The organism is Halobacteria archaeon AArc-dxtr1 (assembly GCA_025517425.1).
Lineage (GTDB): Archaea > Halobacteriota > Halobacteria > Halobacteriales > Natrialbaceae > Halostagnicola.
The window spans coordinates 413,078-432,192 of sequence record JAOPJY010000002.1; the positions used below are offsets into that span (position 1 = coordinate 413,078).

The window sequence follows — 19,115 nt, forward strand, 5'->3', positions numbered from 1 at the left end:
TGAGATTCGAGACGACATTACGTTTCAGCTAGTCTTTTGAAGCCGTTCGAAGACTGCTTCCAGTTTCGTCGCTTCATGTGTGATATTGAAGTCCTGACTTACAGTCTGACGTCCGTTTGCGCCGTACTTCGCTTGCTGGTCCTCAGATTGAAGCAAGTCAACTAACGCATCCGCGATCAAATTTGGATTCCGCGGTTCGACCAGGAGCCCATTCTCCTCGTGAGTAATTAACTCAGGAATTCCAGATACGCTCGTCGAAATCGGCGGGGTTTCCATCGCCATCGCCTCCATAAGTGCGACCGGAATTCCATCACGATCGCCAGAATCAGCAATCACGCATGGGAGCAGGAAGCAGTTTGCCTCGTCGATCTCGTTGAGCAAACGCTGGTCACTGACGTTCTCCAGGAACGAGACGGTGTCTTCGAGTCCCAGTTCAGTGACCTGCTGTCGTAACTCGTCTTCTAAACGACCGGAGCCGATAATGTGATACTCGATATCGGGAATTCGCTCCGTGGCCAGCGCAACCCCTTCCAAAGCGTACTGCAACCCCTTCTTCTCGACGAACCGGGACACAGTCACGATCCGGTTCTCTGCTGTATTGCCGGCTGGTGAGAACTTCTCGGGTCTAATACCCGCTCGAACGATGTCGATTGGGACGTCCGCAGTGAACCGGTTTCGGATGTAGCGTCGGTTGTACTCGGAGATCGTAATGATTCGATCAGCGCTTTGGAGAAGTTTACCTGCGGATGGATCGATCGGTTCTCTGTAGAGATCGTATGCGTGTGTCGTGATTGTAAACGGTACGTCGAAGTACGAGGCGACGTACCGGGCGGGAAATCGCGTCTTCGACGCGAAGTGAGTGTGGACGTGATCGAGACCCCAACCCAGTTGCTGGATGAATTCGATGCACCGTTTTGCGTGGAATAAGTTCGCCGCATGGTGTTTTATTGGTGCCCGATATCCGGCGTGTTTGAGGATTGCAGGATGGAAACACTTCGTGGAGAGGAGTTCTATCCCGTCTGTTACGGACGGCCGATCAACGTAGTAGAGTGGAAGTTCAAGCTCGTCCAGTTCGTCGTGTGTGATGCTGGACGTGGGTCGATTCCTCGCACAGACCGCTACGTCGTGGCCGTTTTGGTCGAGTTCATAAATCTCGTTGAGGACGAAGCTCTGGGAGAGTTTTGGGAATGAGTGGAGGTAATATAGAATCTTCATTTGTGAACGGGAAGAAATCCACGGGTTTTTAGGTGTTGAATGAACTTACAGCAATATTTTTTGAAGTGTCCTTTTGAGAATGTATGGCCGTGATCACACATGTCTGCCTAATTATCAAGTAGATATGGTTAAAAGGTTATGAAGGTACTGTCTAGTTTAGCACCTCCTCAACGGGTATTCGTCTATCGAGTGCTTGATCAGGTCTGAGATGGTTTTAATAAGATACAAAACCGCAAGCTCTTCTTCTCGACGAACCGGGAGACGGTCAGAATCCGATCATCCACGGTCACGTCGGTGGGGACGAACTTCTCCGGGCGAACCCCACCTCATGATACCGACTAGCCTGGTGGGGGCGAAATTCTCGCGCAATTATCTCTCGTTGTACTCCGGAATCGTGACGACCCGATGGGCGCTTCTAAACAACTGATCGATGTAGCGACCGATCGGCTCTCGAAAAATGTCGTAGGCGTGCGTCGTGATCGTGAACGAAGGCTCGTAGTAGGCCACCACGTACTTCAACGGGAACGAATCGAGCGTCTCGAATGCGAGTGTACATGCTCAATGTCGAACGGAAGGCGCTCAACGAACTCGATGCACTGTTTTGCCAGAAGAGATTGGGGCGTGGTCCTTGGGACCGGCTCGATAGATCGCATTCCGCACTATCCGGGATAGATCGCCTGTCGAGAGAGTAGTTCAGGTACGTCCGAATAGACTGGGCGGCCGAGATAGTGGACCGGGATGTCGAGTTGGTCCAGCTCGTCGTGTGTGACATTCGGGTCGGGATTATGTCTGGCACACACCGCAACGTTGTGTTCAGAATTGTTGAGTTCGTAGAGCCCGTTTAGCATGAAGCTCTCGGAGAATTTGGAGAAGTAGAGGAGATTCATCGAATAGCCGTTACAATAATGTGCCAAAGGATATTGCGGTTTCCTACGAGCTATCCTTGTCCGCGGAAGAATCGTTGGACGCTATTGCAGGCTGCCTGGAGAAGTGCGCCTGTCCCGTCCTTTTGTCGTTTCCGTTTTGCAGACTCCACGAGCGAGGCAATCTTCTCTTTATCGCACTGTCCCAGCCGGTACCGTCGACTCTTATAGGTGTTTGGTACGACGCGGCATGGATTCCGCTCCCATGTAGTGACCTTCTTTCCCTTCACATCATTCAGAAGCTCTGCCCACTGTGCCAAATCCTCATCCGAACTTCCTTGGTGGAGGATCTTGACGTCTCCTGATGCGAATCCGATAGTGTGAGTCATGAAATTGTACTCCGGGGGAAGCGTTGCGAGGTTGACGTCCGATTCGAACAATGCAACGCGGAGTGCCGGCTGGTTACGTTCGTATCCGAACGTCTCGTAGTATTTTTGCCAAGATTCGAACAGTGATCGGACACGTTTGGTATCTCTGAAGGCAATGACCCCGCTGTTGTACTCAGGGAACGCTTCGGGAACGTTGATACCCTTTGATTCATAGAACTCCTGATGGTACCAGGCTCGCGCTTCATTGTGAGCCATTGCGATCTCGGCACGGTCAAGCACCTCAAAAACGTCCGTAATATCTCGACACACGTAGGTGTCTGCATCGAGAAAAAGAGTTTCGTCGAACAATATTTCCTCCGGCGTGAGGATCGAGTCGCCCTTGTCCTGTATGGGTCGGTCTAGTTTCACCACCTGATCGAAGGCAGATCTATCGACCTCCTCGTCAGAAATAAGAGCGACGGGAAGCTCGGGATTATGGGTCCTAACACTCTCAGCCGATCGGGTGGCGGCCTCAATAAATGGCTCCCCGGAAGCAACATACACGACCCCGTGCGACATAACTGAAGGATATTCAGTCAGGTTCATCAGTCTTGTGAAAGATTAGGCGGCTTTGTCTCGTACGAAGACTGGCATACTTCGTTGCTGACCGGACGTCTCTTCCCGAGGAGTCGGGGTCAGCGAGTTGTAGTGGTCCGACCAGAATTGATTAATAGGTCCGTGATCAACACATTCGATACCGAATGCCCAAGCTCCTCTCGCTGCCTAGTATGATCTACAAATCTCTCACTCGAATGGCTTGCGTCGGTCAAGATTTGTTCCGTCGACTCAAGCACTTGTTATACTATGGACGAGCGGCGCCTAGCCCCTACCGTATTCTCTGGGTGGATCCCAACGATGTGGAGCACAAGATCGTCCCCCGCTTCTACCGTAACATTGGAGAGTGCGGGACGTACGTCATTAGTGGTGATTGGGATCGTCGTATTACCGACGACCCGCTCTACTACCACATGGATGCCTCAGCGAAATACGAAAAGCCCCATCTGTTCAACTTCGAAAACTACGATCTGTACCAGTGTCTTTTGGAACACTTTCGAGATGGGAATCCATGGAAGCAGACGGCGTTTTACGCACGAGTCAAGAAGGAACGGTGTAAAGGACGGAGGCCGTCAGGTCGGTACAGTGCCGAAAGAATCGACAGTACTCTCAAGCGACTTGATGAACTCTACGATCACATTCTGAACGGTGGTTATCGCACCCAACGCGACATGAACCGTGGTCGGTTGATACTTAACCCCCCAGAACTAGGCGAGATCACCGTCGCGATCGGTCGTACAGGCGAGATTATTGAGTGTGGCGGCGGACAGCATCGTTTAATGATCGCGAAGATTCTCGACTTGGATTCTGTTCCCGTCCGCGTTTTCGTCCGTCACTCCATGTGGCAGAAAGTACGGTGTGAGGTAGAAGCTGCATCTGATTACTCAGAACTATCTGATATAGCCTCGTCAAAATTAGAACATCCCGATATGGTCCCTATGACTGGTTAATCTGTGGCCGATCTATTTGACCTTCTGTATAGTATTGGAAATAGCATATTAAGGCGATGTCGTGGCGGTGTTTAGCTACGCGAAGCCCAACAGGTTACCCGCTAACAGGTGGGAATCGAAAGGGAACAAGGATCGTGGGGCGAACCGATGCAAGGACGGCCGTAGGCCGCGCGCAGCGAGGTGCAGGCCACTGGCGCGAGGGGCTTTCGGAAACGTTGGACTCGTTCCTTCATCGCACCGAATCTGTTTAACCAAACACGACCGATGCGGTAGACGCAATATAGATAAGTGTTGCAACCAACGGTTCTCGCGAATGAGGATTCTTCGTAACGCTTGGAATCTCTACCGAACTGACGGGCTTGAGGCTGTATTCGATCGAGCGCATCACAAACTCACCCGTGGTGACTGGGGCCCCACATTTCGCGGACTGGTCGGTGATACTCTGCACCAACAACTCCTAATGTACAAACGCTTGGGATACTGGCCCAAAGTTAGGAACCCCCGCACGTTCAACGAGAAGGTCATTCATCGGAAGCTCTACACTGACGACGACCGCTTCGCGAGGGTTGAGGACAAGTGGGCTGTGCGTGATTACGTTGCAGAACGAATCGGAGATCACGTGTTGCCCGATGTGCATCACGTCACCGATGATCCGGAGACGATTCCCTTCGACTCACTCCCTGAGGAGTTTGTAGTGAAGCCAACACACCTCAGTGGACCAGTGATTATCATTGATGAGGATGACACCCCGGACCATCAGAGGATCAAACAGGAATGTCTTAATTGGCTTGATCAGGTCCACGGTGAGCTGAAACACGAATACTGGTATCAGGAGATAGAGCCTCGGATCCTCGTAGAGGAGCGGCTACACGGAACTGACGGGGTCGTCCCTCGTGATTTCAAGTTCTTCGTATTTCACGGTCGGGTGGAGTTCGTCGAGGTCGATTCCGACAGGCACGAAAACCACACCCGGCGATTCTACAACAGGGACTGGACGCCCCAAGAGTTCGAACTCTTATACCCGCTTGGACCTGAGATCAAGGCCCCCGATCATCTTGAGGACATGATCGCTATTGCAGAAACCCTCGGAAGTGGGTTCGATTTCATCCGGGTTGACCTCTATGACGCTGTTGGAAGAGGGATTGTATTCGGAGAACTGACCGTTGCACCAGGATCCGGAGGCGAGGAATTCCGTCCACGGGAATACGATTTTGAATTTGGCGAGCTATGGTGACATTGGACAACATTCGATAACTTAATTCGGATCTTTACAGACTCAACCAACACAATTTTGCTAGTTGATCTCTTGACTGGACAGCGACCGACCAAGACTCAGCACCTTACAAAGTATCCTCATCGAACTGTCGCTGAAGCGTGAGTTACTGACGAACAGAACTGAAATTGTCCTCTCCATATTGATCTCGACATCAAGAGACAGGAAGCCGTCGCAGTCGGCGGAATGGATCTTCAAAACACAAATCCGGCTTTGGTTCGTCGGTAATTCACGGTCCAGCGTCAGTTAGCTTCGGATGCTTTGTGAGGTGCTGAGACTTGATGACCAACAATTTCATAGTAGCCCCATTGACTCGCAAGACATCAAGGGTGTCCCACATCTATTAATTATCTACCCCATTCCAGACGTGTCAATCAGTTCTTGTAGGTCTGGATGATCTAGATGCTGTCTTACCTTTTTATCAAGTTGTGATATATCGTCGGCCTTTGCGACCGAATCTCGAACGTCCTGCCATTTTTGATGTCGGACAAGGACCCGCACCGGTATCTCATTCAGCCCTAGTTCATTCGACAGTTCAGGGTAATTGGTCCGCAAAGTTTTAATGATTGAAAAACGGTGTTTTCCATCGTCGAAGATGATCCGTCCGCTTCGTCCGATATTCACTTCAATTTCAAATTTTTCAGGAGGAGACAACCAGTTAAAGTTAGACCCACTCTCTCTCTCTCTCTCTCTCTCTCCAAATCTGAGATATGGTGTTGTGAAAGATATCCGTTATTCTTTATACTGGCTAGCAGGTCTCTAAGTTTTTGTTTTCTGTTTTCCGCCTTCCATTGACCTTTTGTATCGAGATCATATGTGTATCGAGGAGTGTCATCCCAGGAACATTCATTCAGTATCCAATCTCTTACACAAGTATAAAACCTGTAATTTTTCACTTTATAAATACCGCGATCTCTACCGGTGAGTTTCGTAACGTTGATTGACTTTTCGTGACATTCTTGATCCCATTCACCGCCAATTATATGTGTACCCCGATTTGAAATTTCATTGTGGAATTTTGGAAGACAAACCCACTTAATGTCGGCAGGATCCACATATAGTAGTTTGTATGGTTGAGGTGCTGAACGGCCGTATTTGGCAACGTGTTTACCATATCTCAACAGAGACCGTACCATTATAATTGATATTTTTCACAACAGCAACCTTGTATATATCGACTTGACGTAAAACGCTAATAGGGGCGATTTCTGTAAAAGGTGACGATAGACCTCCTGTTTTGAGGAATAGTTGGGCATGGATGGATTCTGTTCCAATCTTGATAGTTCTTCCGTATTGAGCCAGTTGTAAAAATCTAATTCTTTGGCAGATAGCCCATTAATTGATTCATTTGGTTTCCTAGGCAAACTGTTTTGAATATCTTCCCAGAATTGTCGGTTTACTTCGTCCATCTCCCATTCTCCCGACAATATTTTCAATCGTATATCGTTCAGTTCAAGTTTGGGATTCCTGTACCCATAGTGCTTTGGTTGAATTCCTTCAAGAAGCATGGCTGCTAAGTTCCTCGCACAATGGAAGCACTCACCACAGGGATACGGTTCACAGGACTGAATGTACAATTCTGGATTTCGGTTTGACAAGAAGTCTGATATCAGTTTCCACTTTTTTTGCCTTCCTGTTTGGGAGAGATCATGTTTGGCCGTCCCACTCGTCCAAGCTAATTGATTTATTAGTTCTGGTGCTGTCGCCCATCGGATTGAACACTGATCGGTGAATGATGATGGAACATACAATTTCCCATATCCTTCCTGATAACATATTGGGATTGAGATCGCTGTGAACCAAAGCCCGTGATTGACCTTCTGCCACCAACTATAGCCATTTAACACTCTTCTGTACAATAAATTGACGGAGTTGTAGTCTACAACTCTTTTATTCGTCGCATCTATGCTATTAAAATCTACTTCCTCAAACTCCGCGAACGATCTGGCGTTATCCTTCAGGCGTTTATATTCCAGATCCTCGTCGTAGTCAGTGCTCTTGTACTCGACGAAAATCAGTCCAGGGCTCTCGTCTCTGTGTTCGATGTATGAGGCGAGTCCGTCGACGCCACCACTGAACAGTGTCGCCGACGATGTGGAGTTCGCCCGTCGCTCCTTGACAGCGGCCTCGTACTCGCAGGTGATGTTATTACCTCCCGTTCCGAAGTTTAATTCGGGGTAGAGCTCGTCTAGAATTTCGCGTGCAGTCTGCAGGGACTCCCCGAAAGTCGGGTCGAGTGTGGGTACGACGATTTCGATATCCTCGGTCCAGGCGATCGGAGCGACGCTAGCCACGAAGGGAATCGTAGCGATGCCAATGGGGATGTCCTCGACATCCCTATCGTAGCCGATGACGTAGTCGGTCCCCCTGAAAAGGTGGTGAAGTCGTCTGTCGTACTCATACTTGTATCGAATCTCAGTGCCCTTGAGTTCGACGTCTGTGAGGTGTATAGATGGCATTTATTGATCCAAAGAGGAGCACGACGCACCATCAAGTTACTGGATTGATGATGAATCCGTTGGATCGATACCGTCTATTTAGTGCAGTTTGAGAAGCAAGCAGGTCGTAGAGGTGGGTTTGGTCATGCGGCTCGCAGACCTGCTCAACGAGTCATATGCGGCGGAATTTAATGAAGCTTGGAAGCGTGAGCGAGCAGCGACGCCCGTCAAGGTGTTCACCGCAGGCACCATTCGACCGGGTGTTCGCTCCGAGAGGTACAACCGATTGTCCGCTTGTTCGGCATCGAACTCCGTCATCAAGCGGTCTGGAACTTCATCCGTCGTTATTTTAATATCATTCCAGACCCGGCGAGGGCGAAGCCTTCGCGGGTCGAAGTTAGTAAGACTGCTGTCAAGATCAACGACGATTGGTCTTGTGTGTACGCTGCAGCCGACCTCAAATCGTGGCTGATTCACGGTGTGGCAGTGTTCGAACGGTGAGGCACCGATCCAGCTGCTGCATTCTTGCACCGACTCATCGAGAAACACAGCTTCGGAGAGATCGTATTTCTCGCGGAGTCCATGCAGGAACGCAGCTGCTGGATCAGTGCCGTGGCAGCCAAACAACTGGGATCGAGAATGCACGAATTTACAACAAAGTACCATATTCACAATCTCCTACGCAAGAGCGAAGCGTATATTCTCACTCATGGAGATCCTGTAAGTCGGGATGGTCACGTAGCTCTGTATGCTCCTCAGAGAGGCCATTATTATAGATTTCAGCTCGAAGTTCTTGCCATTGTTTGTGTCTATACTTGATTTTTATGGGTATTTCTTCTACGTCAGCAATCTCTGCCATTACTGAACGATGGTTTCCTTGATGTACCATCCATTCTCCATCTCTGCTAATGCTGGCAGTTATCGTGGAATTCATATTATAGCCATTCGATTTAATATCTTCATAGATGATATCAAGCTCATTGAGATAATCTTCAAAATTGGATACGGTTTGGGGACCATCTAATCTACCCAACTCTCCGCCCGATTCTAATACCCTAATACCACTCTGGTAATATACAGTATCCTCCCAATCCTTCCCTTCATTAAATCTTTCAAATAGGCCATAAAAATGACCCTCGACATAATGTGACTTGTTTAAGTCCCATCCCCCATCAAGAATTCCGTAGGGAAGAGCATCATCGGGTATACACGAACTTCCAATGTGGTGGTTTATATTCTCCGGTTGGACAAGCAATGGTTCGCTTGGTATTCGTCTTCTACCTGGGTATTTGAGGTTATATATAAGCCTATAAAATATTCTATGAATTATAAATTGGTTTGACTTGTTCAATAGTTCAATCACTCCCTCTTGACGGAGTATCTTAAGAGATCTCTTTGCGTAGTGAGTTGCCATATTTGAGTACCTAAATGATGTTTTGTAGCTCTCTATTATTTTTCGCCCCGGAATTAAATGATCGTAGCTCAGGAAAAATTCCGGCCGCGTCGCAATATAGAGTTTGCCTGATGGTTGGATCACGCCATTTAAATTTGTTCGGATTCAGATTCTGGTACTGAGTCACGAACGACAACATGACGTTCGATATTCTCCACAACCTGATCCGGAAGGCCCGAGGTAGAATTCACCGGCGTTCGCTCTCTCAACGGTTCGGGGCGAGCGCCGCACGTCCCGACCGGTTGGTCTGGATCGATCCCTCTGATGTCGAGTATAAGGTACTCCCATTCTTTACGCAGTCAGTTCCCAACGATAGTGAAACATACGTATTCGATGGGGACTGGGACAGCCGTTTCGCCGATTCAGACCGAATGTATCCGCAAGACTTTGATGGGCTTCCGGATCAGCGATTGTTGTTACCGGTCGAAAACCTCGACTGGTATCGCTCGTTCGAGGCGCACTTTGATCGAGGCGTCCCTTGGGAGGAGACGATTGTTTACAAACGTCGAATCGACGAGGGGTTCCAGACGAGCCGGTACGACTCTGTCGACGGAATGCTTGAGCGCCTTTCGGATCTTGACCAGTTATACGACCACTTGGCCTCCAAGGGATATCTAACCCAGGAAGAGCTCGCACAGCGTGAGGAGGGTCCGATCTCGCCGCGGGGCTGGCAACACGAGGTAGAGATTGACATCGGTCGTCACGGTGATTTATTCCTCGACGACGGTCGGAACCGTCTGATGATCGCGAAGCTTCTAAGCCTCCGCGAGATACCCGTTCGAATCCTCGTTCGGCATGAGGGATGGCAACGCGTCAGGGAGGCATACGCCGACGCCTCATCTCCCGAAGATCTTTCTGAGGACCTGTGGGAGTACCGAAACCACCCCGACCTGACAGACGTCATCGATACTGCGGACTGATCGCCGTTATCACCGCGGTCGTGACGGCCACCCGCTGGCATTTCTAAGGAGACAACCACACGCCGTCGTCGCCCAGCACCGGCTCGGGACCGATCGGCAGTTGGTCCAAGAACTCGTCTACACGCACGATTTCACAGCCGCGCTTGACGTCCACTCAGGTCACGTCTCGGTCAGCGATCAGTTCTCCACCGTTGCCTATCCACCGCGCGAGTCGGGCGGCACAGCCTCGCCAGGTTGACGAAGAAATCTGCGGTCAGGTCGCTAGCGCTCGTGTGGAGGATGTGCCACGTGCCATTGCAAATTCCAGTAGCCCCGCCGAGACTCATGACATCGCCTGATTTCGAAACAGTCGAGCCTTCCCACACTCTACATGGGACACCTCCTGTCTGGTTAGTTGGTTGGCCCCGAACGCCGTACTTCCGCCACAGTCGTGTGGTCGGTACGCCCCGGTACCGAGCGAGACCACCTGGGGCAGTTGCAGCGACGTCCGGTATGTCGCGTGGGGCTCGAGGTCAGCAAGCGCGTCCGGCCCGACAATCTCGACGTCGGCACCGTCTCTGCCCCTTGGTTTTACTGTCGACCTACGTGACCGTGGTTGAGACGGTGTTGGTCAACACATCGAACATTTTGATCACAGCCACAATCCCATCGAACGTCTTGGCTCACAGCCAGAAGACGACTGAATCGCCCCGTAGCACCTCGTTCCCCTTGTTGGCAGCGAACGACGGTATCGGGGTTCACGTATCAAACGCTCACTTACTCGCTCCCCACGGTTTCACCTACAAGCACGTCCTCCTCGGATACTGTCACCTGCTGCCCGCCAACATCGTACTCCCCAGCGTACGGCACTGTCACCGAGAACTCCCCATCCGCGTCGGCCGTCACGACGCGTTCGTCGGTGAACGACGCGCCATCTGCCTCGACGTCGGTCTCGACGACCAGCGTCTCGTCGGGCTCTGCCTCGCCGGTGATCGTCGCCCCCTCGACGATCGCAAACGCCGCCACGGACTCGTCCTCGCTCAGCGAGAGCAACTGATAGTGCGACAGGGTGCGCTCCCCGTCGGCGCCGAGGAGCTCGGGGTGGAGCCCCTCGTCTGCGTCGGCGATCACGTACCCGAACCGGCCATCCAGCTGGTCCGTCCAGCCGTCAGGATCGTTGTCATGAACGTAGTCGCCGTACCAGCTATCGACGTACCGGTACTGTCGTGACTCCCCGCTGACGAAGTAGTTGTACATCCGGTTGTCTCCCATTGTGCTGAAGACGGCGTTCTCGCGCCACTCCCGGTCAGTCTCTTCGGCGTGATCCTCAATCGCCAGCGCTGCATCGAGCTGGGCGTCGTCGTAGGCGACCTGGGCGGTCAGCGACGGGACGAAGATGAGACTCAGCCCACAGACGAGGAGTACAACGCCAAGCATCACCCCCACTTTGGCGCGTTCGTCGGGGAAGACGAGACTCGGCTCAGCCTCGCCCCCGTCGGCGGCCACCGACCGCGACGGTTCCACTTCGCGAAACGGCCGTGGCACCCGCGCGAGGTCGACCCACGCGAGCAGGTGGACGAAGCCGAGGCCGCCGAGGACGGAGAGTGGCAACACCAACTGGGCGGCAAACCGCACCTGGTAGGCGGCCAAGATCAGCCAGAAGCCGGTGTAGACGACGAGCAACAGCCACGCGGGTTCGTAGCGGCGGTACGCAACCACGCAGGCCCAGCCAAGCACCGCAATCCCGAGATAAAACCCAACACCGATCTGGCTCAGCGGGCCGAAGATGATCCCCTGCTCGACCGTAAACAACGAGATAGACTCCAGATACCCCTCGCGAGCCAGCAGATCGTCCGCTCGGCTGTACAACCGACTCCACACCTCGGGCTGCAAGCCTCGGAACGCGACCAGCCCGCCGGCTCCCAACACCCCCTGCGCGCCGACCAGCCAACCGACGGGCCACCCGAGGCGCCGCCAGGCCGCACCGAGTGCGATCACGCCGACGGTGCCGACGGCGACAAGCAGCGGGACGAAGCCCGCGTACGGCTCGTGCCACCCCCACGCGAGGTGAGCCGCCGCGGCGAGGGCGCCACCAAGGGCGACGCCGACCGCCAGCGGACCGTTCGCCGCGATCGGTGAGAGTCCCGCCCGCACGTCGACGGCGACTTTCAGCGCAATGTACGCCGCCAACGGGATGAACACGAGCACGGAGCCACTCCAGGTGTGTGCAGAGGCCGCAAGCGAGAGGCCGAGGCCGGCGACGGCCAGCCACGTCCGACCAGAGCGAAGGTAGCCACGGACGGCGGCCTCGTCTGAAGAGGCGCGATCACGGCGGCGGGCGAGATCAGCCGCCAGCCAGGCCAGCGTCAACAGCGTCACGCCGAGCCAGAGATACTGGTGGAGCCGATGTTCGAGAAAGCCCAGACCGGCATAAACCGCGTGAACCGGGGCAAGCGCCAGCAAGACGACCGCGGCGAGGCCGACCCGGACGTCGTCGGTGACGACGACGGCAAGCCAGAAGAGGACGACGCCCAGCGCGAGCGTCGCGACAACCGGGAGCCACGCGGCGACCATCTCGGCTGCCCACTGATCGCCACCCAGTAACTCCGCGACAACCCAGTTCGTCGCATGGGTCAGGGGCCGTGTATCGGGCCCGCTTGGGAGATCGGTGATGACCCCGTAATCTGTGATTCCCTCAGAGTCTGCAAGAAGCGTCTCCATCCAGTAGCGGTAGTGGTAGGGGTCGTTCGCCGGCGAGACGACGTGCCCATCTTGAAACACCGAGCGATAGTTCAGGATTCGCAACACGAACAGAACCGCGAGGGCGCCGAGGAGGCCGGCCATCGCTCGCCGATCGCCCCAGCGACCGAGATCGAATGACGACCCTCCGAACAGCGAGCCGCCGTCGCTGGCCGACGCCGATTCGATCTCCTCGCCGGCGACCACCGCCGCCACCACCTCCGGCTCGACGAGCCGGTACGCGCCAGCGTGTTTTTCGACCAGGTCCCGCGAGACAATCTCGCCGAACGTGCCCGAATCCAAGGCAACGTCGTCGAACGTCCACGTCTCGTGTTCCGCGTCGACCGCGAGGACAGCCTCGAGGACGGCCTCCCCGTCGTCGCGCTCCTCGAGGAACCGCGTCGCCGCCTCGGCGACCCGCCCCGCGTCGTCAGTCATTGCACTGTGTGTGACAGTCTGCGCCTATCACGGTTTCGTTCCGACTCGCCACCTTGACGGCCGCTCACAGACCACAGCTGTCGAACCACGAGCCCGATCGGGACTGCCGGTCGCACACCTGCTCAGTCGGAGGCCGCCTCGGCGACGGCCCCAGATGCCTCACGGAGGCGCTGTTCGGCCCGCTCGCGATCCTCGGGATAGCCGACGTCGATGCGCCACCCCTCGAGCCCGATTGCGTCGATCGTCCGCCCCGACTGCAAGAGGAGGTCGACGGCCTCGCTGAGCTCGTACTCGCCGCGATCGGAGGGCTGGACGAGCTGGCAGGCGTGGAAGATCGCCGGGGAAAACGTATAGAAGCCGGTCATGACGAGATTCGACGGCGGGTCGTCGGGCTTTTCGACGACGTCCGTGATCTCGCCGTACTGGTTCGTATCACAGACCCCGTACCGGGAGGCTTCCTCCCACGGGACGTCCTCGACGAGGAAGGCGGCATCGGCGCGCGCTTCGCGCTGGCGCCGGACGACGTCGCCCAGATTTGCCTGGAAGATGTTGTCCCCCAGGATGAGCATGAAGTCGTCGTCGATGTGCTCTTCGACGGTCAACAGCGCGTGGGCGAGCCCCCGCTGTTCGCGCTGGTGGGTGTACGTGATCGGGACGTCGCGATAGGCGTCACCGTAGTGGTCGATGATCTGCTCTTTGCGGTAGCCGACGACCACGACGAGTTCGCTCGCACCAAGCTCGACGAGTTCGTCGAAACAGTGGGTAAGAATCGGCTGTCCGTCGACCTCGACGAGCCCCTTCGGTTTCTCGTCGGTCAACGGCCGGAGCCGGGTCCCCTCCCCGGCTGCGAGAACGACTGCTTGCATTGGGCAGAATTGATCAGTAGAGATGCAATAACGTTCTGGTTGCGAGATTGCCAGTCGTCGAGACCACCACGGACAGCCAACCATCGCTGAGGACGTCTCCCGTCAACAACCCCGAGACTGGCATCGTCCACAAAAGCGAAGCCACAGGAGGCAAGAGCATGGCACAGCCTCAATGCGACTCCCGCTCCCCCTGCTCCCGACACCGGTCCGCTGGCTCGGCGTCGCCGCCGTAGCCGGCTTCATTCTCTACGCCTCGCTCATCACGTCGCCACCGGAAACCGCCGTCGACACCGCCCAGCCCGCGTTTGCTCCGCTCTCGTACTGGCGCCACTTCGTCGCCTACGCCGCGCTCTCGGGGGCCCTCGCCTACGCGATCGACGACTGGGAGCGCCGCCGCTGGCAGCAGGCACTTCTCGTCATCGCCGTCGCCACCCTCTACGGCGCCGGCATCGAAGTCGCCCAGTACGCCGACCCCGAGCGCCACTTCGACGTGCTCGATATCCTCGTCAACGCCCTCGGCGCGAGCACCGTCCTCGGCTGGTACGCCGTCCGGCCCTCGCTCGAGGCGCGTTCGCTCGGCGAGCGGTCTACCGCCGACTGAGCCAAACCGTTCGACGGCCCACCTCGCGCCCGGTTCGAACACGATGCACAACGCCGACAGCGATAGCGCCCGCGTTTCGAGGCGCGCCAGCCACTACCTGATGACGGAGTAAGAGGCGACGACGCTATCGGCGATCGAGACCCCCTCGACGACGCTACACTGGTCGAGGACGGTATCCGAAATCGTCGCGTCGGTAACTTCCGCATCCGGAAAGACGACGGCGCGCTCGAGCGTCGAGTCGACGAGCTCGGCGCCGGCCATAACGTGGACGTTGGTCCCAAACGAACAGTTTTCGACCGTCGCGGAGGCCGCAATAGAGGTCGCCCCGTCTAAGTGGTGGGAGATCGCATCGAGATACGAGCCGGGCGTCTCGACGTCGAACCAGGCGCCGTCGACGGGAAACGCAGAGACGGGGCGGCGCTCGAGCAGCCAGCCGATGAACGCGCCCAGCTCTTCGGGATCGTTGCCCGCCTCGAGGTAGGGCTCGAGCGAGGCGAGGGCGTCGGCGGGCAGGCCGTAGCAGGCGATCGAGATCAGCGAGCTGTCGGGCTCGGCGGGTTTTTCCCGGAAAGCGGTGACGCGGCCGTCGTCGACGTCGATGACGCCGTAGTTCGAGGCGCGGTCGGTCGTCCCGCGGTCGTAGGCGGCGATCGTCGGCCCCGCTCGGTCCTGGTAGGCGTCGAGGAAGTCACTGATCGCGAAGCTGACGTAGTTGTCGCCCGCGATCACGAGGGCGTCGTCGAGCGACTCGCGTGCCGTCAGCTGTGCGAGCGCCCCGATAACGCCGAGTCGGCTGCCATCCGAGGCTGCCGTCTCGACGACGACGGTCGGCTTCTCGTAGGGCGCATCTGCGAGATGGGCGTCGATCTCGGGGGCGAACTCGCGGTTCGTGAGTACGTACACCGTCTCGATGCGCGGGTCGCGCTCGAGTTCGCCGAAGATGCGATCGATGATCGTCGTGCCGTCGATCGGGAGAAACATCTTCGGCCGGTGGTCCGTCCCCGGCCACATTCGCGAGAAATCGCCACCCGCCAGCACGACAGCGTCCATATGTGCGTCCGTTTCAACGAATCAGTATAAGTGTTGTCTCACGGACCGAACGTGCCAGTGAAACCCTTATTCGCACACGCCCGCAGTACCGAGATATGACATCGGATCCGACCCGCCGCCGCGTACTCGCAGCGACCGGCGCCGGGACGACCGCGGCACTGGCCGGCTGTCTGGACCTCCTCAACGACGGCGGAAACGGACTCGAGGTCGGCACGGAGCCGGAGCTCGAGGACGACGAGGGGATCACGGCCGCGATCCAGCCGTCCGAAGAGCGGATGATGGAGATTCAACAGGAGGTGATGGCCGAGGCCGAAGACGAAGATCTCAGCCAGGAAGAGGTCGAAGCGGCGTTCCAGGAACGCCAGCAAGAGGTGGTGCTCGGACTGGCCATCGAGTTCGAAGCCGCCCACAGCGGCGCCGAAGACATCTCGATCGAAGCCGGCATCGGCGAACAGGGGGTGTTCGTCCTCACCGGCGACTCAGAGCGCCTGCTCGAACTGCTCGAGACGGGCGAGGTCGACGCCTTACTCCCCCGCGAGCAGTACGACGAGATCCGCGCGGCACAGGACGCCGGTGGCCCGGAACCGGCGCCCGAACCCGACGAAACGGAAGACGACGAAACGGAACCCGACGAAACGGAAGACGACGACGGCGACTGAAGCCCGCGTGGTGACCGGACAGTGCAATCAGCGCCCCGCGCGCCGGTGGACCGTAGTCGCGGGTGACCACACGTGCTCAGGCACGGGGAGCGAGAGACGGCTCCGGCCGGTTGCCGCTGGTGCAAACGAGCAACTGCGTTTTAGACGGCGGTGAGGATGCCACTACCGATGGCACAGACACAGTCCACAACAGAGCAACTCCTCACAGCGAGAGACGGCTGCTCGTGTACCTACTGCGAGGCGGGCGTGCTCGAACGGCGTCCCTACAACGGAAACGACGCCGCCGTCTGCAGCTCGTGTGGCGTCCCCAACGTACAGCTCTGGGGAGTCGACCGAACACACAGCGCCGAGACGGGTGTGAGAGCGTCGATGGGGAAGAATCGTGCTGTGGCCAGCCTGAGCGTCCCCAACGAGACAGACGGCGCTACGCACGACGTCGAGCGAAAAGTCGAAAGGGGGATGGGGAGTTGTGGGACGGCCCAGACGAGCGGAAGGGGCCCAGAGGGTGGGGGACGGCCCTGGGCCAGTCGGTGGTTCGGCCGACCCAGGCGGATATAGTCGGGACTAACAGATATATCTATGACCAAGATGGTTTGGGACGGGCACCATCCGGCTGGGGTGGCGGTGACCACGCCGCCGAATACGGTGGTTCTGCAGGGAACCCGCAGGGGTGAGCCCGGGATCGGGGACGACGAGATCCGTGCGGCACAGGAGACCAGTAGCCCGGGACACCCCCACCTGACGAGACGGATCCTTTCGAGCGTGCTCTAAGACACCGGTCGATCGGCCATCCGAAGGGCGGTGTTGGGCCTGTGCGTTGGCGGCCAGCTGCCGAGCGCCACGACCTACTCCGGACTCGACTCACCGGCCCGCTCGAGGGCGTCGGTCGCCGGGAAGAACTGCCCCGTCTCGTAACGCATCCCGCAGAGCAAGATTACACCCGCCAGCAGCGGCAAGGCCCCACAGGCGGCGTAGACGGGCCAGAAGCCGACGACCTCGACCAGCGGGAGCGCCACCAGCGGGCCGAGCCCCCCGCCGACGTCCCCGAGGACGTTCATCGTCCCGGCGGCCCGCCCCATCCGATCGGCGGGGGTGAGATCGGCGAGCAACGCAATGAGCGGGCCACTCGTCCCACCCTGGCCGGCGCCGATGAGGACGCAGGCCAGCGTGAGCGTCGCGACGGAGTCGGCGGTCGAAAGGAGGAGAAAGCCGACCGACGAGACGCCGATGAACGCCAGGAGGATCGCGACGCGCGAGCCACGCCGGTCGCTCAGGTAGCCACCCACCAGCATGCAGACGGCGGCCGCGACGACCGTGACGGCCATGAAAATGCCTGAACTTCCCTGGGCGTCGAAGCCAAAGACGCCGACGTCGAGCGCGCCGAGAAAGAGCACGAGGGTGGCAAACAGGGCACCGATATACGCAAAGAGGACCGTGAAGTTGACGAGCCCGACGGTGAGCGTCGGGACGCTGCGGTCGATCTCCCACGGGCTGACCGACCGGTTGGGCGCGCCCTCGACGTGGGTCTCGGGGACGGTGGCGTAGGCGAGCGCGACGGCGACCAGAGCGAAGGCGGTCGCCAGAACGAACGCAACCACGTCACCCGGAAGGTCGGCGAGCACGCCGTCGGCCACCTCGCTGACGATACCCCCGAGGACGAGCCCGCTGGGAAAGCCGAAGATGATCCCCCCGCGGATGAGCCCCATGCTCGTCCCGCGCGAGCCCCGCGGGCTCACGTCGGCGGCGATGGTGTACGCCGTCGCGAACACCAGCGCGCTGCCGAGCCCCCAGCCGATCCGCGCGAGCAAGAACCACGCCTCCGGCAGGGGGGCGACGTATGCGACGACGTAGCCGAGGGTGGCCAGCGCCTGGACGAGCATCCCGACGACGAACGGCGTCCGGGTGCCGATGCGGTCGACGAGACTGCCGGCCGGCGCGTTTGCGAGCAGGCGCGAGAACCGATTCGCGCTCAGAATCAGTCCGACCATGAGCGGCGAGATGCCGAGGACGGCCCCGAGATTCGGCAAGATGGGGAAGATGACGCCGCCGCCGAAGCCGACGAAGAAGGTGCTCGCGATGACCGAGCCGATGACGAGATACTCGGCGCGGCCGAGTCGGTCGGGCGTCTCGTGGGCAGTATCGGGAGCCGAGACTGACTCGTCGCTCATGTCCTGCTATCTGCCCGGACGGCCAACACGCGTATGAGGATTGCTGTCGCGGACAGCAGGTGGTAGAGGAGTAGCTGCATAGTGCGACTGTCCAAAACGGGTGCGGTTTTCGTGCTGTGAGAATGCTTACAAACCATTATATACACGAGATATGTAATCAAAAGAGTAGATGTCTGACGCCACACCCACCGGAGCCGACGTCCTACAGAAGCAGCCAGCGACCGACTTCGATCTGGTATTCGAGATCCTCTCGAATCGGCGCCGCCGCATCGTTCTACGAACGCTATTTCCGGTGGAAATGGAAGACGTAAAAACCCTTTCGAGCGAGGTCAGCAGGTACGTCGATGCCGATCGCCAGACGGTCGATATCTCACTTCGACACACACACTTACCGAAGCTCGACGACGCCGGGATCGTCGACTACGATCGCCAGTCGGAAGTGGTACAATACGACGGACACCAACTCATCGACGAAGCGCTAGCTCACACCGAAGCCGAGGATTTGGCCCCCGCGTAGCAA

At 57.1% G+C, this 19,115-nt stretch carries 18 protein-coding genes and 2 pseudogenes; 9 read left to right on the forward strand and 11 right to left on the reverse strand.

The window, feature by feature from the left end:
• Positions 1 to 24 precede the first annotated feature (24 nt).
• From OB905_10865 to OB905_10875, 3 genes are all read right to left on the reverse strand, one after another.
• The gene (locus OB905_10865; protein ID MCU4926479.1) at positions 25 to 1,215 is read right to left on the reverse strand and encodes a glycosyltransferase family 4 protein; all 1,191 of its coding nucleotides are present in this window, start codon (positions 1,213 to 1,215) and stop codon (positions 25 to 27) included.
• 659 nt (positions 1,216 to 1,874) lie between these two features.
• Positions 1,875 to 2,102 (reverse strand): hypothetical protein, encoded by a 228-nt coding sequence (locus OB905_10870; GenBank protein MCU4926480.1) that lies wholly within the window; start codon positions 2,100 to 2,102, stop codon positions 1,875 to 1,877.
• A gap of 50 nt (positions 2,103 to 2,152) precedes the next feature.
• Positions 2,153 to 3,052 carry a putative nucleotide-diphospho-sugar transferase gene (locus OB905_10875; protein ID MCU4926481.1) on the reverse strand — a complete coding sequence of 300 codons (900 nt, stop codon included), beginning with the start codon at positions 3,050 to 3,052 and terminating at the stop codon, positions 2,153 to 2,155.
• A gap of 296 nt (positions 3,053 to 3,348) precedes the next feature.
• Here OB905_10875 and OB905_10880 point away from each other — a divergent pair, with 296 nt between their 5' ends.
• Both OB905_10880 and OB905_10885 read left to right on the forward strand, forming a co-directional pair.
• Entirely contained in the window at positions 3,349 to 4,011 is a 663-nt protein-coding gene (locus OB905_10880; GenBank protein ID MCU4926482.1) for a hypothetical protein, read from the forward strand.
• A 313-nt stretch (positions 4,012 to 4,324) separates the two neighbouring features.
• Positions 4,325 to 5,245, forward strand: coding sequence for a hypothetical protein (locus tag OB905_10885; protein MCU4926483.1), 921 nt, complete (start codon positions 4,325 to 4,327; stop codon positions 5,243 to 5,245).
• A 659-nt stretch (positions 5,246 to 5,904) separates the two neighbouring features.
• Here OB905_10885 and OB905_10890 read toward each other — a convergent pair.
• Together OB905_10890 and OB905_10895 are read right to left on the reverse strand one after the other, a co-directional pair.
• Positions 5,905 to 6,339 carry a hypothetical protein gene (locus OB905_10890; GenBank protein MCU4926484.1) on the reverse strand — a complete coding sequence of 145 codons (435 nt, stop codon included), beginning with the start codon at positions 6,337 to 6,339 and terminating at the stop codon, positions 5,905 to 5,907.
• Positions 6,340 to 6,435: 96 nt separating this feature from the next.
• Positions 6,436 to 7,743 carry a hypothetical protein gene (locus tag OB905_10895; protein ID MCU4926485.1) on the reverse strand — a complete coding sequence of 436 codons (1,308 nt, stop codon included), beginning with the start codon at positions 7,741 to 7,743 and terminating at the stop codon, positions 6,436 to 6,438.
• A 124-nt stretch (positions 7,744 to 7,867) separates the two neighbouring features.
• Between OB905_10895 and OB905_10900 the strand changes: the two are divergent.
• Positions 7,868 to 8,301, forward strand: a pseudogene (locus tag OB905_10900) (DDE-type integrase/transposase/recombinase).
• Here OB905_10900 and OB905_10905 read toward each other — a convergent pair.
• A pseudogene (locus OB905_10905) lies at positions 8,263 to 8,352 on the reverse strand (IS6 family transposase). The pseudogenes OB905_10900 and OB905_10905 sit on opposite strands and share 39 nt — an antisense overlap.
• A gap of 73 nt (positions 8,353 to 8,425) precedes the next feature.
• Positions 8,426 to 9,136, reverse strand: a complete 711-nt coding sequence (locus OB905_10910; protein MCU4926486.1) for a hypothetical protein — start codon at positions 9,134 to 9,136, stop codon at positions 8,426 to 8,428.
• A 176-nt stretch (positions 9,137 to 9,312) separates the two neighbouring features.
• On the opposite strand from OB905_10910, the gene OB905_10915 reads away from it, so the two are divergent.
• Positions 9,313 to 10,095: a hypothetical protein gene (locus OB905_10915; protein MCU4926487.1), complete on the forward strand. Its 783-nt coding sequence runs from the start codon at positions 9,313 to 9,315 to the stop codon at positions 10,093 to 10,095.
• Between the two features lie 756 nt (positions 10,096 to 10,851).
• Here the strand turns inward: OB905_10915 and OB905_10920 are convergent.
• Positions 10,852 to 13,251: an MFS transporter gene (locus tag OB905_10920; GenBank protein MCU4926488.1), complete on the reverse strand. Its 2,400-nt coding sequence runs from the start codon at positions 13,249 to 13,251 to the stop codon at positions 10,852 to 10,854.
• Positions 13,252 to 13,373: 122 nt separating this feature from the next.
• Positions 13,374 to 14,117, reverse strand: a complete 744-nt coding sequence (locus OB905_10925) for a sugar nucleotidyltransferase (GenBank protein MCU4926489.1) — start codon at positions 14,115 to 14,117, stop codon at positions 13,374 to 13,376.
• Between the two features lie 172 nt (positions 14,118 to 14,289).
• Between OB905_10925 and OB905_10930 the strand changes: the two genes are divergently transcribed.
• Positions 14,290 to 14,718 (forward strand): VanZ family protein, encoded by a 429-nt coding sequence (locus tag OB905_10930; protein ID MCU4926490.1) that lies wholly within the window; start codon positions 14,290 to 14,292, stop codon positions 14,716 to 14,718.
• A 93-nt stretch (positions 14,719 to 14,811) separates the two neighbouring features.
• Here the strand turns inward: OB905_10930 and OB905_10935 are convergent, their stop codons facing one another.
• Positions 14,812 to 15,768, reverse strand: coding sequence for a nucleotidyltransferase family protein (locus OB905_10935; GenBank protein MCU4926491.1), 957 nt, complete (start codon positions 15,766 to 15,768; stop codon positions 14,812 to 14,814).
• A gap of 95 nt (positions 15,769 to 15,863) precedes the next feature.
• On the opposite strand from OB905_10935, the gene OB905_10940 reads away from it, so the two are divergent.
• The 3 genes from OB905_10940 (at position 15,864) to OB905_10950 (ending at position 17,198) form a co-directional block, all read left to right on the forward strand.
• On the forward strand, positions 15,864 to 16,427 hold the full coding sequence (locus OB905_10940) for a hypothetical protein (protein ID MCU4926492.1): 564 nt from the start codon (positions 15,864 to 15,866) through the stop codon (positions 16,425 to 16,427).
• Positions 16,428 to 16,595: 168 nt separating this feature from the next.
• Positions 16,596 to 16,985 (forward strand): hypothetical protein, encoded by a 390-nt coding sequence (locus OB905_10945; protein ID MCU4926493.1) that lies wholly within the window; start codon positions 16,596 to 16,598, stop codon positions 16,983 to 16,985.
• 21 nt (positions 16,986 to 17,006) lie between these two features.
• Entirely contained in the window at positions 17,007 to 17,198 is a 192-nt protein-coding gene (locus OB905_10950) for a hypothetical protein (protein ID MCU4926494.1), read from the forward strand.
• Between the two features lie 74 nt (positions 17,199 to 17,272).
• Here OB905_10950 and OB905_10955 read toward each other — a convergent pair whose 3' ends face one another.
• A complete protein-coding gene (locus tag OB905_10955; GenBank protein MCU4926495.1) occupies positions 17,273 to 18,595 on the reverse strand; it encodes an MFS transporter in 1,323 nt (440 codons plus the stop codon).
• A 169-nt stretch (positions 18,596 to 18,764) separates the two neighbouring features.
• On the opposite strand from OB905_10955, the gene OB905_10960 reads away from it, so the two are divergent.
• On the forward strand, positions 18,765 to 19,112 hold the full coding sequence (locus OB905_10960; GenBank protein MCU4926496.1) for a hypothetical protein: 348 nt from the start codon (positions 18,765 to 18,767) through the stop codon (positions 19,110 to 19,112).
• The last annotated feature ends 3 nt before the right edge of the window (positions 19,113 to 19,115 follow it).

Coding starts and splice junctions, on each gene's coding strand:
- OB905_10865 (MCU4926479.1), bottom strand. CDS start 1,215: ATGAAGATTCTATATTACCTCCACTCATTCCCAAAACTCTCCCAGAGC.
- OB905_10870 (MCU4926480.1), bottom strand. CDS start 2,102: ATGAATCTCCTCTACTTCTCCAAATTCTCCGAGAGCTTCATGCTAAAC.
- OB905_10875 (MCU4926481.1), bottom strand. CDS start 3,052: ATGAACCTGACTGAATATCCTTCAGTTATGTCGCACGGGGTCGTGTAT.
- OB905_10885 (MCU4926483.1), top strand. CDS start 4,325: ATGAGGATTCTTCGTAACGCTTGGAATCTCTACCGAACTGACGGGCTT.
- OB905_10895 (MCU4926485.1), bottom strand. CDS start 7,743: ATGCCATCTATACACCTCACAGACGTCGAACTCAAGGGCACTGAGATT.
- OB905_10910 (MCU4926486.1), bottom strand. CDS start 9,136: ATGGCAACTCACTACGCAAAGAGATCTCTTAAGATACTCCGTCAAGAG.
- OB905_10915 (MCU4926487.1), top strand. CDS start 9,313: ATGACGTTCGATATTCTCCACAACCTGATCCGGAAGGCCCGAGGTAGA.
- OB905_10920 (MCU4926488.1), bottom strand. CDS start 13,251: ATGACTGACGACGCGGGGCGGGTCGCCGAGGCGGCGACGCGGTTCCTC.
- OB905_10925 (MCU4926489.1), bottom strand. CDS start 14,117: ATGCAAGCAGTCGTTCTCGCAGCCGGGGAGGGGACCCGGCTCCGGCCG.
- OB905_10930 (MCU4926490.1), top strand. CDS start 14,290: ATGCGACTCCCGCTCCCCCTGCTCCCGACACCGGTCCGCTGGCTCGGC.
- OB905_10935 (MCU4926491.1), bottom strand. CDS start 15,768: ATGGACGCTGTCGTGCTGGCGGGTGGCGATTTCTCGCGAATGTGGCCG.
- OB905_10940 (MCU4926492.1), top strand. CDS start 15,864: ATGACATCGGATCCGACCCGCCGCCGCGTACTCGCAGCGACCGGCGCC.
- OB905_10945 (MCU4926493.1), top strand. CDS start 16,596: ATGGCACAGACACAGTCCACAACAGAGCAACTCCTCACAGCGAGAGAC.
- OB905_10950 (MCU4926494.1), top strand. CDS start 17,007: ATGACCAAGATGGTTTGGGACGGGCACCATCCGGCTGGGGTGGCGGTG.
- OB905_10955 (MCU4926495.1), bottom strand. CDS start 18,595: ATGAGCGACGAGTCAGTCTCGGCTCCCGATACTGCCCACGAGACGCCC.
- OB905_10960 (MCU4926496.1), top strand. CDS start 18,765: ATGTCTGACGCCACACCCACCGGAGCCGACGTCCTACAGAAGCAGCCA.